General features: G+C 65.6%; 12 protein-coding genes. 5 read left to right on the top strand and 7 right to left on the bottom strand.

Annotation, left to right across the window (positions count from 1 at the left end; all coding sequences use genetic code 11):
• Window positions 1-97: 97 nt before the first annotated feature.
• Window positions 98-1,708, top strand: coding sequence for an FMN-binding glutamate synthase family protein (locus D7S86_RS12850; RefSeq protein ID WP_121087057.1), 1,611 nt, complete (start codon window positions 98-100; stop codon window positions 1,706-1,708).
• A 114-nt stretch (window positions 1,709-1,822) separates the two neighbouring features.
• Here D7S86_RS12850 and D7S86_RS12845 read toward each other — a convergent pair whose 3' ends face one another.
• Window positions 1,823-4,258: a phosphoketolase family protein gene (locus D7S86_RS12845; protein WP_121087055.1), complete on the bottom strand. Its 2,436-nt coding sequence runs from the start codon at window positions 4,256-4,258 to the stop codon at window positions 1,823-1,825.
• A gap of 527 nt (window positions 4,259-4,785) precedes the next feature.
• Here D7S86_RS12845 and D7S86_RS12835 point away from each other — a divergent pair.
• Window positions 4,786-5,139 (top strand): BON domain-containing protein, encoded by a 354-nt coding sequence (locus tag D7S86_RS12835; RefSeq protein WP_121087051.1) that lies wholly within the window; start codon window positions 4,786-4,788, stop codon window positions 5,137-5,139.
• 20 nt (window positions 5,140-5,159) lie between these two features.
• Here the strand turns inward: D7S86_RS12835 and D7S86_RS12830 are convergent, their stop codons facing one another.
• Entirely contained in the window at window positions 5,160-6,479 is a 1,320-nt protein-coding gene (locus D7S86_RS12830) for a sensor histidine kinase (protein ID WP_121087049.1), read from the bottom strand.
• A 28-nt stretch (window positions 6,480-6,507) separates the two neighbouring features.
• Complete coding sequence (locus D7S86_RS12825) at window positions 6,508-7,428, bottom strand: BMP family ABC transporter substrate-binding protein (protein ID WP_158601939.1); 921 nt, start codon at window positions 7,426-7,428, stop codon at window positions 6,508-6,510.
• 560 nt (window positions 7,429-7,988) lie between these two features.
• Here D7S86_RS12825 and D7S86_RS12820 point away from each other — a divergent pair.
• Entirely contained in the window at window positions 7,989-8,297 is a 309-nt protein-coding gene (locus D7S86_RS12820) for a DUF4148 domain-containing protein (RefSeq protein WP_121087045.1), read from the top strand.
• On the opposite strand, the gene D7S86_RS12815 is transcribed toward D7S86_RS12820, so the two are convergent.
• From D7S86_RS12815 to D7S86_RS12800, 4 genes are all read right to left on the bottom strand, one after another.
• Window positions 8,285-9,415, bottom strand: coding sequence for a mandelate racemase/muconate lactonizing enzyme family protein (locus D7S86_RS12815; protein ID WP_121087043.1), 1,131 nt, complete (start codon window positions 9,413-9,415; stop codon window positions 8,285-8,287). The genes D7S86_RS12820 and D7S86_RS12815 overlap by 13 nt on opposite strands.
• A gap of 17 nt (window positions 9,416-9,432) precedes the next feature.
• On the bottom strand, window positions 9,433-10,449 hold the full coding sequence (locus D7S86_RS12810; protein WP_240648120.1) for a carbohydrate ABC transporter permease: 1,017 nt from the start codon (window positions 10,447-10,449) through the stop codon (window positions 9,433-9,435).
• A gap of 1 nt (window position 10,450) precedes the next feature.
• Window positions 10,451-11,353 carry a carbohydrate ABC transporter permease gene (locus D7S86_RS12805; RefSeq protein WP_121087041.1) on the bottom strand — a complete coding sequence of 301 codons (903 nt, stop codon included), beginning with the start codon at window positions 11,351-11,353 and terminating at the stop codon, window positions 10,451-10,453.
• Between the two features lie 110 nt (window positions 11,354-11,463).
• Window positions 11,464-12,792: an ABC transporter substrate-binding protein gene (locus tag D7S86_RS12800; protein WP_121087553.1), complete on the bottom strand. Its 1,329-nt coding sequence runs from the start codon at window positions 12,790-12,792 to the stop codon at window positions 11,464-11,466.
• 404 nt (window positions 12,793-13,196) lie between these two features.
• Between D7S86_RS12800 and D7S86_RS12795 the strand changes: the two genes are divergently transcribed.
• On the top strand, window positions 13,197-13,961 hold the full coding sequence (locus tag D7S86_RS12795; RefSeq protein WP_158601938.1) for a FadR/GntR family transcriptional regulator: 765 nt from the start codon (window positions 13,197-13,199) through the stop codon (window positions 13,959-13,961).
• 63 nt (window positions 13,962-14,024) lie between these two features.
• Window positions 14,025-14,942: an IclR family transcriptional regulator gene (locus D7S86_RS12790; protein WP_121087037.1), complete on the top strand. Its 918-nt coding sequence runs from the start codon at window positions 14,025-14,027 to the stop codon at window positions 14,940-14,942.

Below are 14,942 nucleotides of genomic sequence, written 5' to 3'. Positions count from 1 at the left end.
GACAACGTTCCGCATTTATCGCGTCTTGAAGCTGTGCTAGTGTCCCGTAGGAAAAAATTGCGTATCCCCGCAACCTGCTCGAGTCGAGACGGCACCTATGTTCTATCGGCGTTATCTGGCCTTCTGGGGCGCGCTCATCGCCCTTTTCGTCTGTCTCTGGCTTGCCGGCACACAGTGGATATCCTGGGCGTGGTCGCTGATCCCCGCGCTCGCCGTCGCGCTCGGCATCTTCGATCTGCTTCAGCGCCGTCACAGCATCCTGCGCAATTACCCGATCTGGGGCCATCTGCGCTTTCTGTTCGAATTCATCCGGCCCGAGATCCGGCAATACTTCGTCGAATCCGATACCGAAGAGCGTCCGTTCTCGCGCGCGCAGCGCAGCATCGTCTACCAGCGCGCCAAGAACGACCCCGATAGCCGCCCCTACGGCACCGAACTCGACGTCAAGGCCGTCTCGCACGAGTGGATCAGCCACTCGATCGCGCCGACCCATGTCGATTCCGCGGATTTCCGCATCGTCGTCGGCCCGCAACGCGCGCAGCCGTATTCGATGTCGATCTTCAACATCTCGGCGATGAGCTTCGGCGCGCTCTCGGCCAACGCGATCCTCGCGCTGAACCTCGGCGCGAAGAAAGGCAACTTCGCGCACGACACGGGCGAAGGCTCGATGTCGACCTACCACCGCACGCACGGCGGCGACATCATCTGGGAAATCGGTTCGGGCTATTTCGGCTGCCGCCACGACGACGGGTCGTTCAACGCCGAGGCATTCACGCGGCAAGCCGCCGAGCCGCAGGTCAAGATGATCGAGATCAAGCTCTCGCAAGGCGCGAAGCCCGGCCACGGCGGCGTGCTGCCCGCGGCGAAGATCACGGCCGAAATCTCGGCGACGCGCGGCGTGCCGATGGGTCGCGACTGCGTCTCGCCGGCCTCGCACTCGGCGTTCTCGACGCCGTGCGAACTCCTCGAATTCGTCGAACGGCTGCGTAACCTCTCGGGCGGCAAGCCGACGGGATTCAAGCTCTGCGTCGGCCATCCGTGGGAATTCTTCGGCATCGCGAAGGCCATGCTCGAAACGGGCATCCTGCCCGACTTCATCGTCGTCGACGGCGCCGAAGGCGGCACGGGCGCCGCGCCGCTCGAATTCACCGACCATATCGGCGTGCCGCTCCAGGAAGGCCTGCTGCTCGTGCACAACACGCTCGTCGGCGTCGGCCTGCGCGAGAAGATCCGCATCGGCGCGAGCGGCAAGATCATCACGGCCTTCGATATCGCGCGCACGCTCGCGATCGGCGCCGACTGGGTCAATTCGGCGCGCGGCTTCATGTTCGCCGTCGGCTGCATTCAGGCGCAAACCTGTCACTCGGGCCGCTGCCCGACGGGCGTCGCGACGCAAGACCCCGTGCGCCAGCGCGCGCTCGTGCCCGAAGACAAGTCCGACCGCGTGCACCGCTTTCACGACAACACGCTCAAGGCCCTCAAGGAAATCATCCAGGCCGCGGGCCTGCAGCACCCGGCCGAACTTCGCGCGCATCACATCGTGCAGCGCGTGTCGTCGCACGAGGTCAAGCTGCTGTCGGACCTGCTCAAGTTCCTCGAACCCGGCGACCTGCTCAGCGGCACCTATCGCTACCGGCTCTACGAGCAATGGTGGCCGATCGCGAGCGCCTACTCGTTTTCGCCGCGCGCCGAACTCGCGACCGTCTGACCGGGCGCGGCGATCGGGCGCGTCCGCCAGGGTCGCGCTTGTGCGTCCCTTCGTCGCATCCCTTCGTCGCATCCCTTTGTTGCGCCCCTGCGTTGCCGTCCTTCTTCGACCTCTCTACTGCGCCGTGCGTCCCCACGTCCACTGCGTGATCGCGTCGGGATCGGCGCCTTCCGCATGCGCATAGGCCACGCTGCGCACGATCTGATCCTTGAGCCACTCCTTCACATGGGCGCCCGTCTCGCGCAGACACGGCGTGCGGTCGATCGCATCGATCGCGAGACTGAAACGATCGATGCGATTGATGATCGCGAGTTCGAGCGGCGTGTTGATGCTGCCCTGCTCGCGGTATCCATGGACATGGAAATTGCGGTGATTCGCGCGGTTGTAGATGAATTTATGGATCAGCGTCGGATACGAGTGGAAGTTGAAGATCACGGGCTTGTCCTGCGTGAACAGCGAATCGAAATCGCGATCCGAGAGCCCGTGCGGATGCCCGGTCTCGGGCATGAGCCGGAACAGATCGACGACGTTGACGAAGCGCAGCCTGAGATCCGCGAAATGCTGCGTGAGGATCTCCGCGGCCGCGAGCGCTTCCATCGTCGGCACGTCGCCCGCGCACGCGACGACGAGATCGGGCGTCTGGCCCTGATCGGTCGAGGCCCAGTCCCAGATGCCGATGCCCTTCGCGCAATGCGTCGCCGCGCTCGCCATGTCGAGATACTGGAGATGGGGCTGCTTGTCGGCGACGATCACGTTGACATAGTCGCGCGAGCGCAGACAGTGATCGGCGACGCTGAGCAGGCAATTCGCATCGGGCGGTAGATAGATCCGCACGACGTCGGGCGTCTTGTTCGCGACGACGTCGAGGAAGCCCGGATCCTGGTGCGTGAAGCCGTTATGGTCCTGCCGCCAGACGAGCGACGTGATCAGCATGTTCAGCGAGGGAATCGGCGCGCGCCAGCCGAGGTCGTGCTTCGACTTCTCGAGCCACTTCGCATGCTGGTTGAACATCGAGTCGATCACGTGGACGAAGGCCTCGTACGTCGCGAACAGGCCGTGCCGCCCCGTCAACGTATAGCCCTCGAACCAGCCTTCGAGCGTATGTTCGCTGAGCATCTCCATGACGCGGCCATCGGGCGCGAGCGCGCCGCCGTCGTCGTCCTGCGGCACGCGCTCGCCGAGCCACGTCTTCGGCGAGGCGTCGTAGATCGCCGTGAGCTTGTTGCTTGACGCTTCATCGGGACTGAACACGCGGAACTGCGTCATATTGCGCTTCATCACGTCGCGCAGGAACACGCCGAGCGCCTGCGTCGAACTCGCATAATGGGCGCCCGGCGCCGGGACCTCGACCGCGTAGTCGGCGAAGTCGGGCATCTCGAGCGGCCTGCGCAGCAGACCGCCGTTCGCATGCGGGTTCGCGCCGATACGCCGCGCCCCGACGGGCGCGAGCGCACGCAAGGCGGGAATCAGCGTGCCGTGCGCATCGAACAGCTCGTCAGGCGCATAGCTGCGCAGCCATGCCTCGACGAGGCGCAGATGCGCCGCGTTCGTCGCGGGATCGGCGATCGGCACCTGATGCGAGCGCCACGATCCTTCGACGCGATGTCCGTCGACTTCGGCGGGCCCCGTCCAGCCCTTCGGCGTGCGCAGCACGATCATCGGCCAACGCGGCCGCGCGAGATCGTTCGACGATCGCGCGTGATGCTGAATCGCACGAATCCGCGCGACGCACGCATCGATCGTGCGAGCCATCCGCTGGTGCATCGCGGCCGGCTCATGCCCCTCGACAAAGTGCGGCTCGTATCCATAGCCGACGAACAGCGCGGCAAGCTCCTCGTGCGGGATCCGCGCGAGTATCGTCGGGTTCGCGATCTTGTATCCGTTCAAATGCAGGATCGGCAACACGGCGCCGTCGGTGACGGGATTGAGGAATTTATTCGAATGCCACGACGTCGCGAGCGGCCCGGTCTCGGCCTCGCCGTCGCCGACCATCGCGGCGACGATCAGGTCCGGGTTGTCGAACGCGGCGCCGAACGCGTGCGAGAGGCTGTAGCCGAGCTCGCCGCCCTCGTGAATCGACCCCGGCGTTTCGGGCGTGCAATGCGAACCGATGCCGCCCGGAAACGAGAACTGCCTGAAAAACCGCAGCATGCCCGCTTCGTCGAGCGTGCGGTCCGGATAGACCTCCGTGTAACAGCCTTCGAGATACGCATGCGCGAGCGTCGCGGGCGCGCCATGCCCGGGCCCCGAGACGAACAGCACATTGAGATCCTGCGCGCGAATCGCGCGGCTCAGATGCGTGAGCACGAAGCTTTGTCCGGGATCGGAACCCCAATGGCCGAGCAGACGGCGCTTGAAGTGCTCGGGTTTCAGCGGCTCACGCAACAAAGGATTCGCGCGCAAATAAAGCATGCCCGCGCTCAGGTAGTTGCAGGCGCGCCAGAATGCGTCGATTTTCCATAACGCGTCCGGGCTCAACGGACCCGCTTCGGTAGGAATTGCACGGTCTCCTGCGTCCGCCTGCACCGCGGAATCGTCATTGCGCTCCATGGTCGCTCCATTCGGTTGGGTCTTCCGGGACAGCCGCCTCGCGCTCGGCGAAATCGGTCAATGCGACCGTGATGCGTCGATCGTCAGCGCACTAAGCATTCGCGTCGGCATCGATGCGAATCCGTACGCGTTCAAGATACAGATCGATTCGCGTCGATTCCATGACATCGCTCAAGACTTCGGGATATCGAAAGTCCCTTGAAAATAGGGTTCGAAAGCGGGATCGAATGCACACGATCGGATGCACACGAGGCGATGCGATCGCGCGGTGTCGATCATGCAGCGATTGCCGGCGGATGTCAGTGCGGCCACGCGAACGCGGTATCTGAGTTCGCAGCGCTAGACTCATTGATCGCCTTAGTCGCGCTGGTCGTCCTAGTCGCCTTGGTCGCGTCGGTCGCGTCGGTCGCATCGATCAGGTTCGCTGCAAGCCGGCACGTGGATCGCTATGCTGGAGGCATCCTCGACGTTGCCGTGCCCCGACCGCGACGGGACGAGGTCACGATGCCCCCGCGAGGCCCCCGATCATGTTCATCCGACGTTTCGCTCCCGTGCTCGGCGCAGCCCTGCTCGCGCTTCCCGTCTGCACCGTCCACGCACAGGCCTCCGATACGAATGCCGCGCCGCAGGCAAGCGCCGCGGCCGCGCCGTCATCGAGCCGCGCGGCGAACCACGCGCTCGCGCGCCGCGTGCGCAAGGCGCTCTACTCGACGAAGGGTCTCGCCGCGCACGACATCACGGTCGTGGCGCGCAACGGCGTCGTGACGCTGACGGGCACCGTCCCCGAACAATCGCAGGTCGATCTGGCGGGCAGCACCGCGCAGCACGTCGCGGGCGTTCAGTCCGTGACGAACCACGTTCAGCTGTATCAGAAGAATTGACGCGCCGCGCGCACGCGTCGTCAGGTCGCGCTCGCGGGCAAGACGATCGTGGCGATCAAGCCGCTATGCCCGTCGCGGCGATTCTCGAGCCTGACCGTGCCGCGATACTTCGCGACGACCGAGCGCACGATCGACAGGCCGAGGCCCGTGCCGTCGCCGTTGCCCGATTGAAGCCGGAAAAAGCGGTCGAAAACGCGTTCGAGCGACGCGTCGGGAATGCCGGGCCCCGTATCGATGACACGCACGTACGCATCGGGACCGTCGGTGAACACTTCGACATCGACGCAGCCGCCCTCGGGCGTATAGCGCAACGCGTTCTCGACGAGATTGCGCACGGCCATCCGAAGCTCGCTGTCGCGCGCATCGACGCGCGCGGGCTCGAATCGCTGGACGCCGAGATCGATCGACCGCGCATCGGCGACCGGCAACAGATCGGCGACGAGCCACTGCATCAATTCGCGCAGGTCGACGATCTGCGTGGCGTTCGGATCGAGCTGCGCATCGGCGCGCGCGAGCGCGAGCAGTTGCCGGATCATCGTCGCGGCGCGCACGGCCGCTTCGCGCAACGCGACGAGCCGCTCGCGACGCTCGGCCTCGTTCGACGCATTCGCAAGATTGTCGATCCGCAGTTGCAAGGCCGTGATCGGCGTGCGCAATTCATGCGCGGCGTCGGCGACGAAGCGCTTCTCGGTATCGATACCGACCTGCAGCCGAGCGATCATCCGGTTCACCGAGTCCGCGAACGGACGCACCTCCTGCGGCGCATGCGAGACGTCGAGCGGCGTCAGACGGCTGATGCCGATCGTCTCGGCCTCGGCGCTCGCGGCATCGAGCGACGCGAAGGCCGCGTTGACGATCAACGGGATCGCGAGCCAGATCAGCGGAATCAGCACGAGCATCGGCAGCAGGCTTTCGAGCGCCGCGCGCCCCGCCGTCTGTTCGCGGAACGCGACGGGCTGCCCGACCTGATACGTGAGCTCGCCGCCGCGCCTGAGCGTATAGATCCGATAGCGCTGCCCGTTGATCGTCTCGAACCCATACCCGTCGCGCGCGGTACGGTCGAACAGGACCTCGGAGTCGGTGTTGTCGGTCGGTGTCGAGCGGCCCTGCTGCCAGATCTGCCCGACGAAACCGTCGATCGAATGTTGGGGCGGCCCGCTCGTGCCGATCGCGCCGACCTTGCCGGCCGACAGCCAGACCGCGGCGCCTTGCAGATGCACGTCGAGCAGCTCGCCGATGTGCTTGCGCGAGAGCCAGTACGATGCGCAGGCGTCGGCGAGCGCGACCACGATCGACAGCGCAATCAACGTTCCGATGATTCGACTCTTGAGTGTTCGCATGGGACGAGCTCGATTCGTTGCACTCGATTCACGGACGACGGGGCCAGACGACCCGCCAGACGCGATCCGATTCGACAATGACGACATCGCCGCTCGCAAAGCGTCCGCTCGATGCCGCAGCGACGAAGCGGCGGAACACGACGCCCATGTCGACGACGACGCTGGCCAGCGTATTCGCATAGCGCCGCGAGGCATCCGTCATCCACCCGATCACGCGCGCATGCGGATGCGCGCTCGCCCCTACGAACACGCCGTCGTTCGCATCGGCGACGACGATGTCCGCACCCGCGCGGATCTGCTGCTGCGCGAGTCGCGCAGCGCCGCTGCGATCGCCCCACGCGCCGGTCCAGTCGATCCGCACGGCCGCGCCCGGCGACGCGTCGAGCACGGCTTGCTTGAAGCGCTGCGCTTCGGAGCCGTCGACCGCTTCGACGCCGCCGACGAAACCGACCGTCTTCGTCGCGCTCGCGCGGGCGGCGACGGCGCCCGCGAGCGCGCCGCCGAGCTGCCGGCAATCGAGACAATAGTTGACGACGTTCGCCCCTTGCGCATGGCCCGCGAGCGTCGCGAAGTATGCATCGGGGTGCCGCGCGGCGGACGACGTCGCGACCGCGCTGAATTCGGCGCCGACGAAGATAAATCCGCGTACGCCTCGCGCGTAGCGCGCATCGACGATCGCGCGCATCCGCTCGGGACTCAGCGTCTCTGCGTTGCGCACGAGCGCGGCGGACGCGCCGGTGTCGCGCAGCGCGACATAGCCGTCATACGCGGCCTCGCTGAAACCGAGGTCATGCTCGTCGAACGGAATGAAGACGACCGTCGAAAACGCGTGAGACGCGGCATGGCCTTGCGCCGCATGCGCGACGCTCGCCGTCAGCGACGGCGCCAGACAGGCCGCAAGACACGTCCCAAGACACACGCTCAAACACGCGCTCAGACACGTCCTCATCGATCTCTTCATCGATGCCTTTGGAGACATCGCACCGGACGTCGCGCAACACGCCACGCCCCTGCGCGACACGTGTCCGCGGTGGGCAGCGCGCGATGCGATCGAGAAAGACCAACGGAAACGGCCGTGCATGGGACGTCCGATAAGCGAGGAACCGCACGCGGAAACGGCCGGGGCCCGTCAATGCGCCGCGCGACCGCATGGAAACTGTCGCCGCGTAGTGTACTCGTCCCGGAAGATCGCCCGGCCGACGCCGCCGAGATCGGCGTGTGCGCGATGTCATAGCCGTGAAAATAGATTCACTTGAACATCGCTGCGGAACACCGACACGCGATTCGGCACGACGCGCATCGCCAGCGTCAAATGTTCCGATCAGGAATACAGATTGCTCGGAGGGCCCCGATGTGTGCGCCGCCCGATCTCGCACGCGCGTCGTCGAGCCACCTGGCATGAATAATCATTCGTCGAAACGACACCGGTGTTTCAGTGTGTCGATCCTAAGATGGAATCGACCCGCGCACTGCACTGCGCGCCGATTCATCCACGAGAAGGAGGTCACCATGGATCGTCGATCGACCCTTGTTTTCATCGCGCTCTGCGCGTTCGCAAGCACCGCGTTCGCGGACCTGCACCTGACGCCGCAGCAATGCAACGCCTATCCGTTCAAGCCCGTCGCGCACGTCACGCGGCGCGGCCTGCAACGTGAACTCGCCGAACTCGAAGCCGTCGGCTATCGCCCGCAGCAAACCGATGTCGACTACCCGGCGGACATCGAACGCGCCGAGCACGCGCTGCGCGTCGTGTATCGCCGAGATTGCGGCGGCGTCGCGCCCGTGCTGCCCGCGCAAAACGCGATTCAAACGCCTTGAGCGACGGGGCGGCCGTGTCCGATACGGTGCCGCACGCGCGCGCGCTGTTCGACCGCGGCCCAGTCCCACGCAATGCCGAGTCCGGGTTCGGTCGGCGCCTGCGCATGGCCGTCGACGATCGCGAGACGTTCGGTCGTGACCGCGTCGAGCTGCGGAATGTACTCGACCCAGGCCGAGTTCGGTACCGCGCAGCATAGGCTCACATGCAGTTCCATGAGGAAATGCGGACTGACCGAGACGTTCATGCATTCGGCCAGATGCGCGACCTTGAGCCACGGCGTGATGCCGCCGACGCGCGCGACGTCGACCTGCACGATCGAACACGCGCCCAGACGCAGATAGTCGCCGAACTGCCCCGGGCTATAGAGCGACTCGCCGACCGCGACCGGAATCCGGCTTTGTGCGGCGAGCCGCGCATGACCGCCGAGATCGTCGGCAGGCAGCGGTTCTTCGATCCACGCGAGCCCGAGATCCGCCAACGCATCGGCGCGCCGCAGCGCCTCGCTGATCGAGAACGCCTGATTCGCATCGACCATCAGTTCGAACGCGGGGCCGACGGCCTCGCGCACGGCCGACAGCCGCGCGACGTCTTCGGCGCCGCGCGGCTTGCCGATCTTGAGTTTCGCGCCGAGAAAGCCCTGATCGCGCGCTTCGACGGTCTGCCTGACGAGCGTCTCGACGGGCAACTGCAGCCAGCCGCCCTCGGTCGTATACGTCGGCACGGCCGACTTCGCGCCGCCGAGCAAGCGCCATAACGGCAAACCCGCGTGCTTCGCGCGCCAGTCCCAGAGTGCCGTATCGATCGCCGCGAGCGCGAGGCTCGTGATCGCGCCGACCGCCGTCGCATGCGTATGGAACAGCATCGCGCGCCACAGCCCTTCGACATCGACGGGCGACTTGCCGATCAGCATCGGCGCGAGATGATCGTTGAGCAGCGCCATGACCGACGAACCGCCCGTGCCGATCGTGTAGCTATAGCCGATCCCCTCGCTGCCGTCGTCGCAGACGATGCGCACGAGCGGCGTCTCCTGCGTGACGAACGACTGGATCGCGTCCTGACGCGTGGTCTTCGGCGCGAGGTCTACCTGAAACAGTTCGATGCGTTCGATGATCGGCATGGTCGATAAGGGGCACGTCAGCCTTTGACGCCGCCGAGCGTGAGCCCGGCGATCAGATGCTTCTGGACGATGAAGGTCAGGATCAGCGCGGGCACGATGATGATGACGGCCATCGCGCACATGCCGGCCCAATCGATCGTGAACTGGGCCGTGAAGTCCATGAGGCCGACCGGCAACGTCTTCGTGTCGGTGCTGCGCGTGAGTTGCGAAGCGAGCGCGTATTCGTTCCACGACGTCAGGAACGCGAAGATCGCGGCCGATGCGACACCCGACGTCGCAAGCGGGAACTCGACGTACCAGAACGCCTGCCAGCGCGTGCAGCCGTCGATTTCGGCGGCCTCGGCGAGCTCGCGCGGAATCTGCCGGAAGAAGCCGTCGATCAGCCAGACCGAGAACGGCACGTTCATCGCGACATAGACGAGGATCGTGCCGATCTTCGTATCGATCAGACCGAGCCACGACCAGAGAATGAACACGGGCAGCGACAGCGCGATGCCGGGCACCGCGCGCGAGAGCATGAGCCCGACGAACAGCGCGTTCTTCGCGCGGAACCGGTAACGCGCGAAGGCATAGCCGCCCGCGAGTCCGACGAGGATCGCGATGACCGTGCTCGATACGGAAATGATCACCGAGTTCGTGAAGTACGCGCGGACCGGAATCGCGGCCGCGTCGCCGACGCCGAAGATGTGGCGGAAATTGTCGAGCGTATAGGTCGACGCCGAGAACACGTCGTCGCGCGCGAGAATCGCGACGTTCGTGCGGAACGCGTTGAGCACGACCCAAAGCCCCGGCAGCAAGATGATGCAGAGCGCGACGAACACACCCGCGCGCACGGCCCACCGCGTGAGCGCGGCACGCGAGAGCCAGGGCTTGCGCCCCGCTTGGAGTGCGTATATGCGCTCGACAGCGCGTCCGTCGGTGCGTCCGTCTGCGCGTGCATCCGCGCGTCCATGATCGCGGCCCGGCCGCGTCGCGGACGTCGGCGCCATCGCGGGCGCGTCGCGCGACGCGCGGGAGGAAATCGGATCGGTCATCTCAGGCGTCCGCTTCGTCGAGGAATTGCCGCGCAGCCGTGAGCTTGCGGAAGAAATAGAGCGTGAACGCAATCGACAGCAGCACGGCGATATACGACATCGCATTCGCATAGCCCATGCGCGCATCCTCGTAGCCGGCGCGCGCCGAGAGCGTCCAGATCAGCTCCGTGCGCCCCGCGGGGCCGCCGTCGGTCATGATCTTCACGATATCGAACGCGCGCCCGACGTCGAGCGAGCGGATCGTCATCGCGATATAGATGAACGGCATCAGAAACGGCAGCGTCACGTGACGGAACGCCTGCCACGACGTGCAGCCGTCGACCTTGGCGGCCTCGATCGGATCCTGCGGCATCGCCATGAGCCCCGCGAGCAGCAGGATCGCGAACACCGCCGTCGAATTCCAGATCTCGGCGAGCGCGAGCGACACGAACGCGAGACGTCCGTCGACCAGCCACGGGATCGCCTGCGTGACGCCGAAGACACGCTGAAGGATGTGGTTCACGATGCCGATGTTGTCGTTGAACATGAACTTGAACTGAAAGCCCACGAGGATCGGCGAAAACATCATCGGGAACATGATGATCGTGCGGATCGCGCGCTGGCCGCGCGTGACCTGATTGACGAGCAGCGCGATGCCGAGGCCGAACAGCATCTCGAGATTCAACACCACCGTCAGGAATGCGATCGTGCGCAGCAGCGCGGCCCAGAACTCGGCCGAGCCGAACAGCCGCACATAGTTCTTGAAGCCGATCACGTTGAGGATCGAATCGGGCCGCGTGAGGCGGTAGCTCGTGAAGCTCGTATAGAACGAGAACACGAGCGGCACCGCGACGACGACGAGAATCACGACGAACGCGGGCAACAGCAGCCGGAATACCGGGGACACCTTATGCGACACAGTCATGCATTCACTCTCGAAGAGACGGACCCGGCACCGTGCCGGGTCCTCCTGAGCGCGGCGCCGCGCGACGATCCGGCGCGCGACGCGCGCTCGACCGTCACGCCGCCTGCGCGTTACTTGTAGTACCCCGCGTCGTCCATCATGGCCTCGACCTGCTTGGCCGCATCGTCAAGCGCCTGCTGCGCGGTCTTGTCGCCGACGATCGCCTTCTGCAGCTGCGGCCAGATCAGATTCGACGCCTGGATCCACTCGGGAATCAGCGGCGGCGTGAACGACTCGTCGCGCATGGCCTTCGAGAACGTCGTGAAGACGTCGGCCATATACGTATCGTTCTTCGCCTTGAACTCGGCGAGCGCCGCCTGTTGCGCATCGATGCGCGTCGGGATCAGCCCGCGCCGCGCTTCGAGCATCTGGGCGTCGAAGCTCGTCAGATACTCGATGAAGTCGGCCGCGGCCTTCGGGTTGTCGCACGCCGTCGTGATCGAGAACGAATGCGAGCCCGACCAGCCCGTGCGCACGCCCGCCGATCCCTTCGGCGCCGGCGCGATGCCGACCTCGCCCGCGATCTTGCTGCTCTTCGGATCGTTGAAGAACGCCGCCCAGCCGCTCCAGTCGAGATCGAACGCGACGGTGCCGCTCGCGAAGCCGTTGCCGAGATCGTCCCAGACGTAGTTCGGCGAGCCCTTCGGCACCGCGCCCGACTTGTAGAGATCGACGAACCAGTTCAGCGACTTGACGCCCGCCGGCGAGTTGAAGGTCGGCTTCCAGTTCTTGTCGAACAGCTGACCGCCGTTCGCGCGCAGCATTTCATAGAAGCGTCCGGTGATCGCCTCGTCCTTGCCCGCGAACTGCGTGCCGTAGACCTGCGGCGGCTTCGCGAAGAACTTCGCCTGCTGATCGGCCTCGTCCCAGGTCGTCGGCGGCGCGAGATCCTTGCCGAACTTGGCCTTGTACGCGGCCTGGTTGCCCGCGTCCGAGTAGAACTTCTTGTTGTAGTAGAGCTCGCTGATGTCCGAGTGACGCGGCAGTTGCACGAGCTTGCCGCCGACCGTCGATTGCTCGATCACGCGCGGGCTGAAGTGCGCGATGTAGTCGGCCGGCACAAGGCCCTTGAGATCGCGGAACAGGCCCGGATACTGCGGCGCGAAGCTCGTGTGATTCGAGCCGACGCAGTAGTCGATCTTGCGCGCCGCGATGTCCTGCTTGTACTCGCGATCGAGGTCGAAGTAGTTCTTGCTCGAAATGATCTCGACCTTCGCGCCGGTCTTCTTCTCCCATTCGGGAATGATCGTGTAGAGCGGCTCGTACTGCGCGCCGCCGATCAGCTTGACGCGCAAGGTATAGCCGTCATAGGGGCCGGCGAAGGCCGGCGTGGCCGGCGCGAGCAGAACGCCGACGAGCGCCGACGACAGGACAGCGGCGGACAGAAAGCGGGCTTTCATGATCTGTGTCTCCTGGTGTTGCATTTCTGGTTTTGGACAGACGTGCGTCCGCGCGTCCGGCATGCAGGCTGACGTCGCGCGATCGAACCGATATTGCGGGGCAGGCTCTCGGAGAAGCCCAACACGCGACTTGCAAAAAACCGTAAAGCGAGCGATAAATCCGATCTAAAGGTCCAGTGGCCTGACCATTGGACCGAAAGATAGGGTTCGGAGACGGCCCTTGTCAAGCAAATCGCCACCGGGTTTACCTTGGTCCGATGCCCAAACGATCTGAGCCGAACAACACCGCGCGCACCGACCGACGCCTGTTCGCCGCGCCCATGGATAGCGTAAGCTCGCGGGTTGGCGTGCGCGCGTCCGATGGGACGGCCGCGCACGCCGGCAATCCGACAAGAGAGATCAAGATGGTTCAAGCGCTTCCGCAAATCGAGTCGCGCAGGCTGTACCGGCAGATCGCCGAGTTGATCGGCGGCTATATCGACAGCGGCCACTACCCGCCCGGCACGCTGCTGCCGGCCGAGCGCGAACTCGCGCAACAACTTGGCGTGAGCCGCGCATCGGTGCGCGAGGCGCTGATCGCGCTCGAAGTCGAAGGCCGCGTCTCGGTCAAGGTCGGCAACGGCGTGACCGTGCTCGATGCGCCGCGCCCCGACGACGGCGCGGCCGACGCCGCGCCCGCCTCCGCGCCGCGCTACTGGGACGACGTGGGCCCGCTCGAATTGCTCGATGCGCGCATCCTCATCGAATCCGAAAATGCCGCGCTCGCCGCGCGCCACGCGACCGCCGGCGATATCGCCGAACTCGAGGCGCACCTCGCCGCCCTCGCCGTCGAGCACCGCGAGCTGCATCACGACCAGCCCGCCGACCGGCGCTTCCATCTGAAGATCGCCGAGATGACGGGCAATCCCGCGATGGTCCGCATGGTCGCGATGCTGCTCGACCAGCGCGACAGTCCGGTTTTCGCGCGCTTCGAAGATCACTTCGTGACGCCGCGCCTGTTCGAGGACATCAACCAGAATCACCGCGGGATCCTCGATGCGATCCGCGCCGCGGACGCCCCGGGCGCGCGTGCCGCGATGAAGCGCCATCTGCGCGCGCTCAAGCAGGAATTCACGCGCGCGTTGTCGAGCTTTTCGGCGCAGGCCGGGGCGGACGACGACGCCACTTAGGGCAAGCCCGAGGAGGCCGTGTTTTTCATATACAAAATCGAGTTTCTCCGATAAATTTTGCGCATGAGCACACGTTCCGTTTCCCCTCCTGCCGCCGCGGCCGACCTCGACGACGATCGGCCCAAGTACAGCGTGCCGGCGCTTGAAAAAGGCCTCGACATCCTCGAACTGCTCGCGACGCAAGGCGACGGGCTCACGCAGTCGGCCGTCGCCACCGCGCTCGATCGCTCGACGAACGAGATCTTCCGGATGCTCAACTGCCTCGAACGCCGCGGCTGGATCGTGCGCAAGCGCCCCGACGACACGTACACGCTGTCGCTCAAGCTGTTCCATCTCGCGAATCACCATCCGCCCGCGCGGCGGCTGCTCGACGTCGCGCTCACGCATATGCGGCAGCTCGCGTTGTCGATCCAGCAGTCGTGTCATCTCGGCGTCTACAGCGAAGGCGCGCTGCTCGTGATCGCGCAGGTCGAGAGCCCGATCCCGGTCGGGCTCTCGGTGCGTCAGGGCGTGCGCTTTCCGCTCATCGAGACGTCGTCGGGCCGCGTGCTGCTCGCGTTCCAGCGTCCCGAGGTCCAGGCGCAATGGCTGCGCGAAGCGGGCGCGCCGCAACCCGGCACGATCGCGCACAGCAAGCTCATGCAGCGGCTGCTGCACTGCCGTCACGAGGCCTTCGAAACGGTCTCGGACGAAACGCTCGACGGCGTCACCGATGTCTGCTTCCCCGTGTTCGACGCCGCGGGCGACGCATGTGCGGGGCTGACCGTGCCCTATCTCGCCGCGCACAAGACCGACGTCACGCTCGCCGACGTCTGCGAGCAACTCGCGATCCACGCGGCGGCCATCACCGAGGCGATCGGCGGCTTCAGCCCGGTCCAGTACGCGAGCGCCGAAAGCCCGGCCCGAACCGGCGCGGGCGCATCCCGAGCCAAAACACCCAACACGCCCAACACGCCCAACACGCCCGCCAAGGGAAGCTGA

Origin of the sequence: Pararobbsia silviterrae, from assembly GCF_003628125.1 — a bacterium.
Classification (GTDB): domain Bacteria; phylum Pseudomonadota; class Gammaproteobacteria; order Burkholderiales; family Burkholderiaceae; genus Pararobbsia; species Pararobbsia silviterrae.
The sequence above is the reverse complement of the archived record's forward strand: the minus strand, read 5'-3'. Positions and strand labels throughout refer to the sequence as shown.

Excerpts from the sequence above, each read along its gene's own strand:
- D7S86_RS12850 (WP_121087057.1), top strand. The coding sequence starts at position 98 with ATGTTCTATCGGCGTTATCTGGCCTTCTGGGGCGCGCTCATCGCCCTT.
- D7S86_RS12845 (WP_121087055.1), bottom strand. The coding sequence starts at position 4,258 with ATGGAGCGCAATGACGATTCCGCGGTGCAGGCGGACGCAGGAGACCGT.
- D7S86_RS12835 (WP_121087051.1), top strand. The coding sequence starts at position 4,786 with ATGTTCATCCGACGTTTCGCTCCCGTGCTCGGCGCAGCCCTGCTCGCG.
- D7S86_RS12830 (WP_121087049.1), bottom strand. The coding sequence starts at position 6,479 with ATGCGAACACTCAAGAGTCGAATCATCGGAACGTTGATTGCGCTGTCG.
- D7S86_RS12825 (WP_158601939.1), bottom strand. The coding sequence starts at position 7,428 with ATGAGGACGTGTCTGAGCGCGTGTTTGAGCGTGTGTCTTGGGACGTGT.
- D7S86_RS12820 (WP_121087045.1), top strand. The coding sequence starts at position 7,989 with ATGGATCGTCGATCGACCCTTGTTTTCATCGCGCTCTGCGCGTTCGCA.
- D7S86_RS12815 (WP_121087043.1), bottom strand. The coding sequence starts at position 9,415 with ATGCCGATCATCGAACGCATCGAACTGTTTCAGGTAGACCTCGCGCCG.
- D7S86_RS12810 (WP_240648120.1), bottom strand. The coding sequence starts at position 10,449 with ATGACCGATCCGATTTCCTCCCGCGCGTCGCGCGACGCGCCCGCGATG.
- D7S86_RS12805 (WP_121087041.1), bottom strand. The coding sequence starts at position 11,353 with ATGACTGTGTCGCATAAGGTGTCCCCGGTATTCCGGCTGCTGTTGCCC.
- D7S86_RS12800 (WP_121087553.1), bottom strand. The coding sequence starts at position 12,792 with ATGAAAGCCCGCTTTCTGTCCGCCGCTGTCCTGTCGTCGGCGCTCGTC.
- D7S86_RS12795 (WP_158601938.1), top strand. The coding sequence starts at position 13,197 with ATGGTTCAAGCGCTTCCGCAAATCGAGTCGCGCAGGCTGTACCGGCAG.
- D7S86_RS12790 (WP_121087037.1), top strand. The coding sequence starts at position 14,025 with ATGAGCACACGTTCCGTTTCCCCTCCTGCCGCCGCGGCCGACCTCGAC.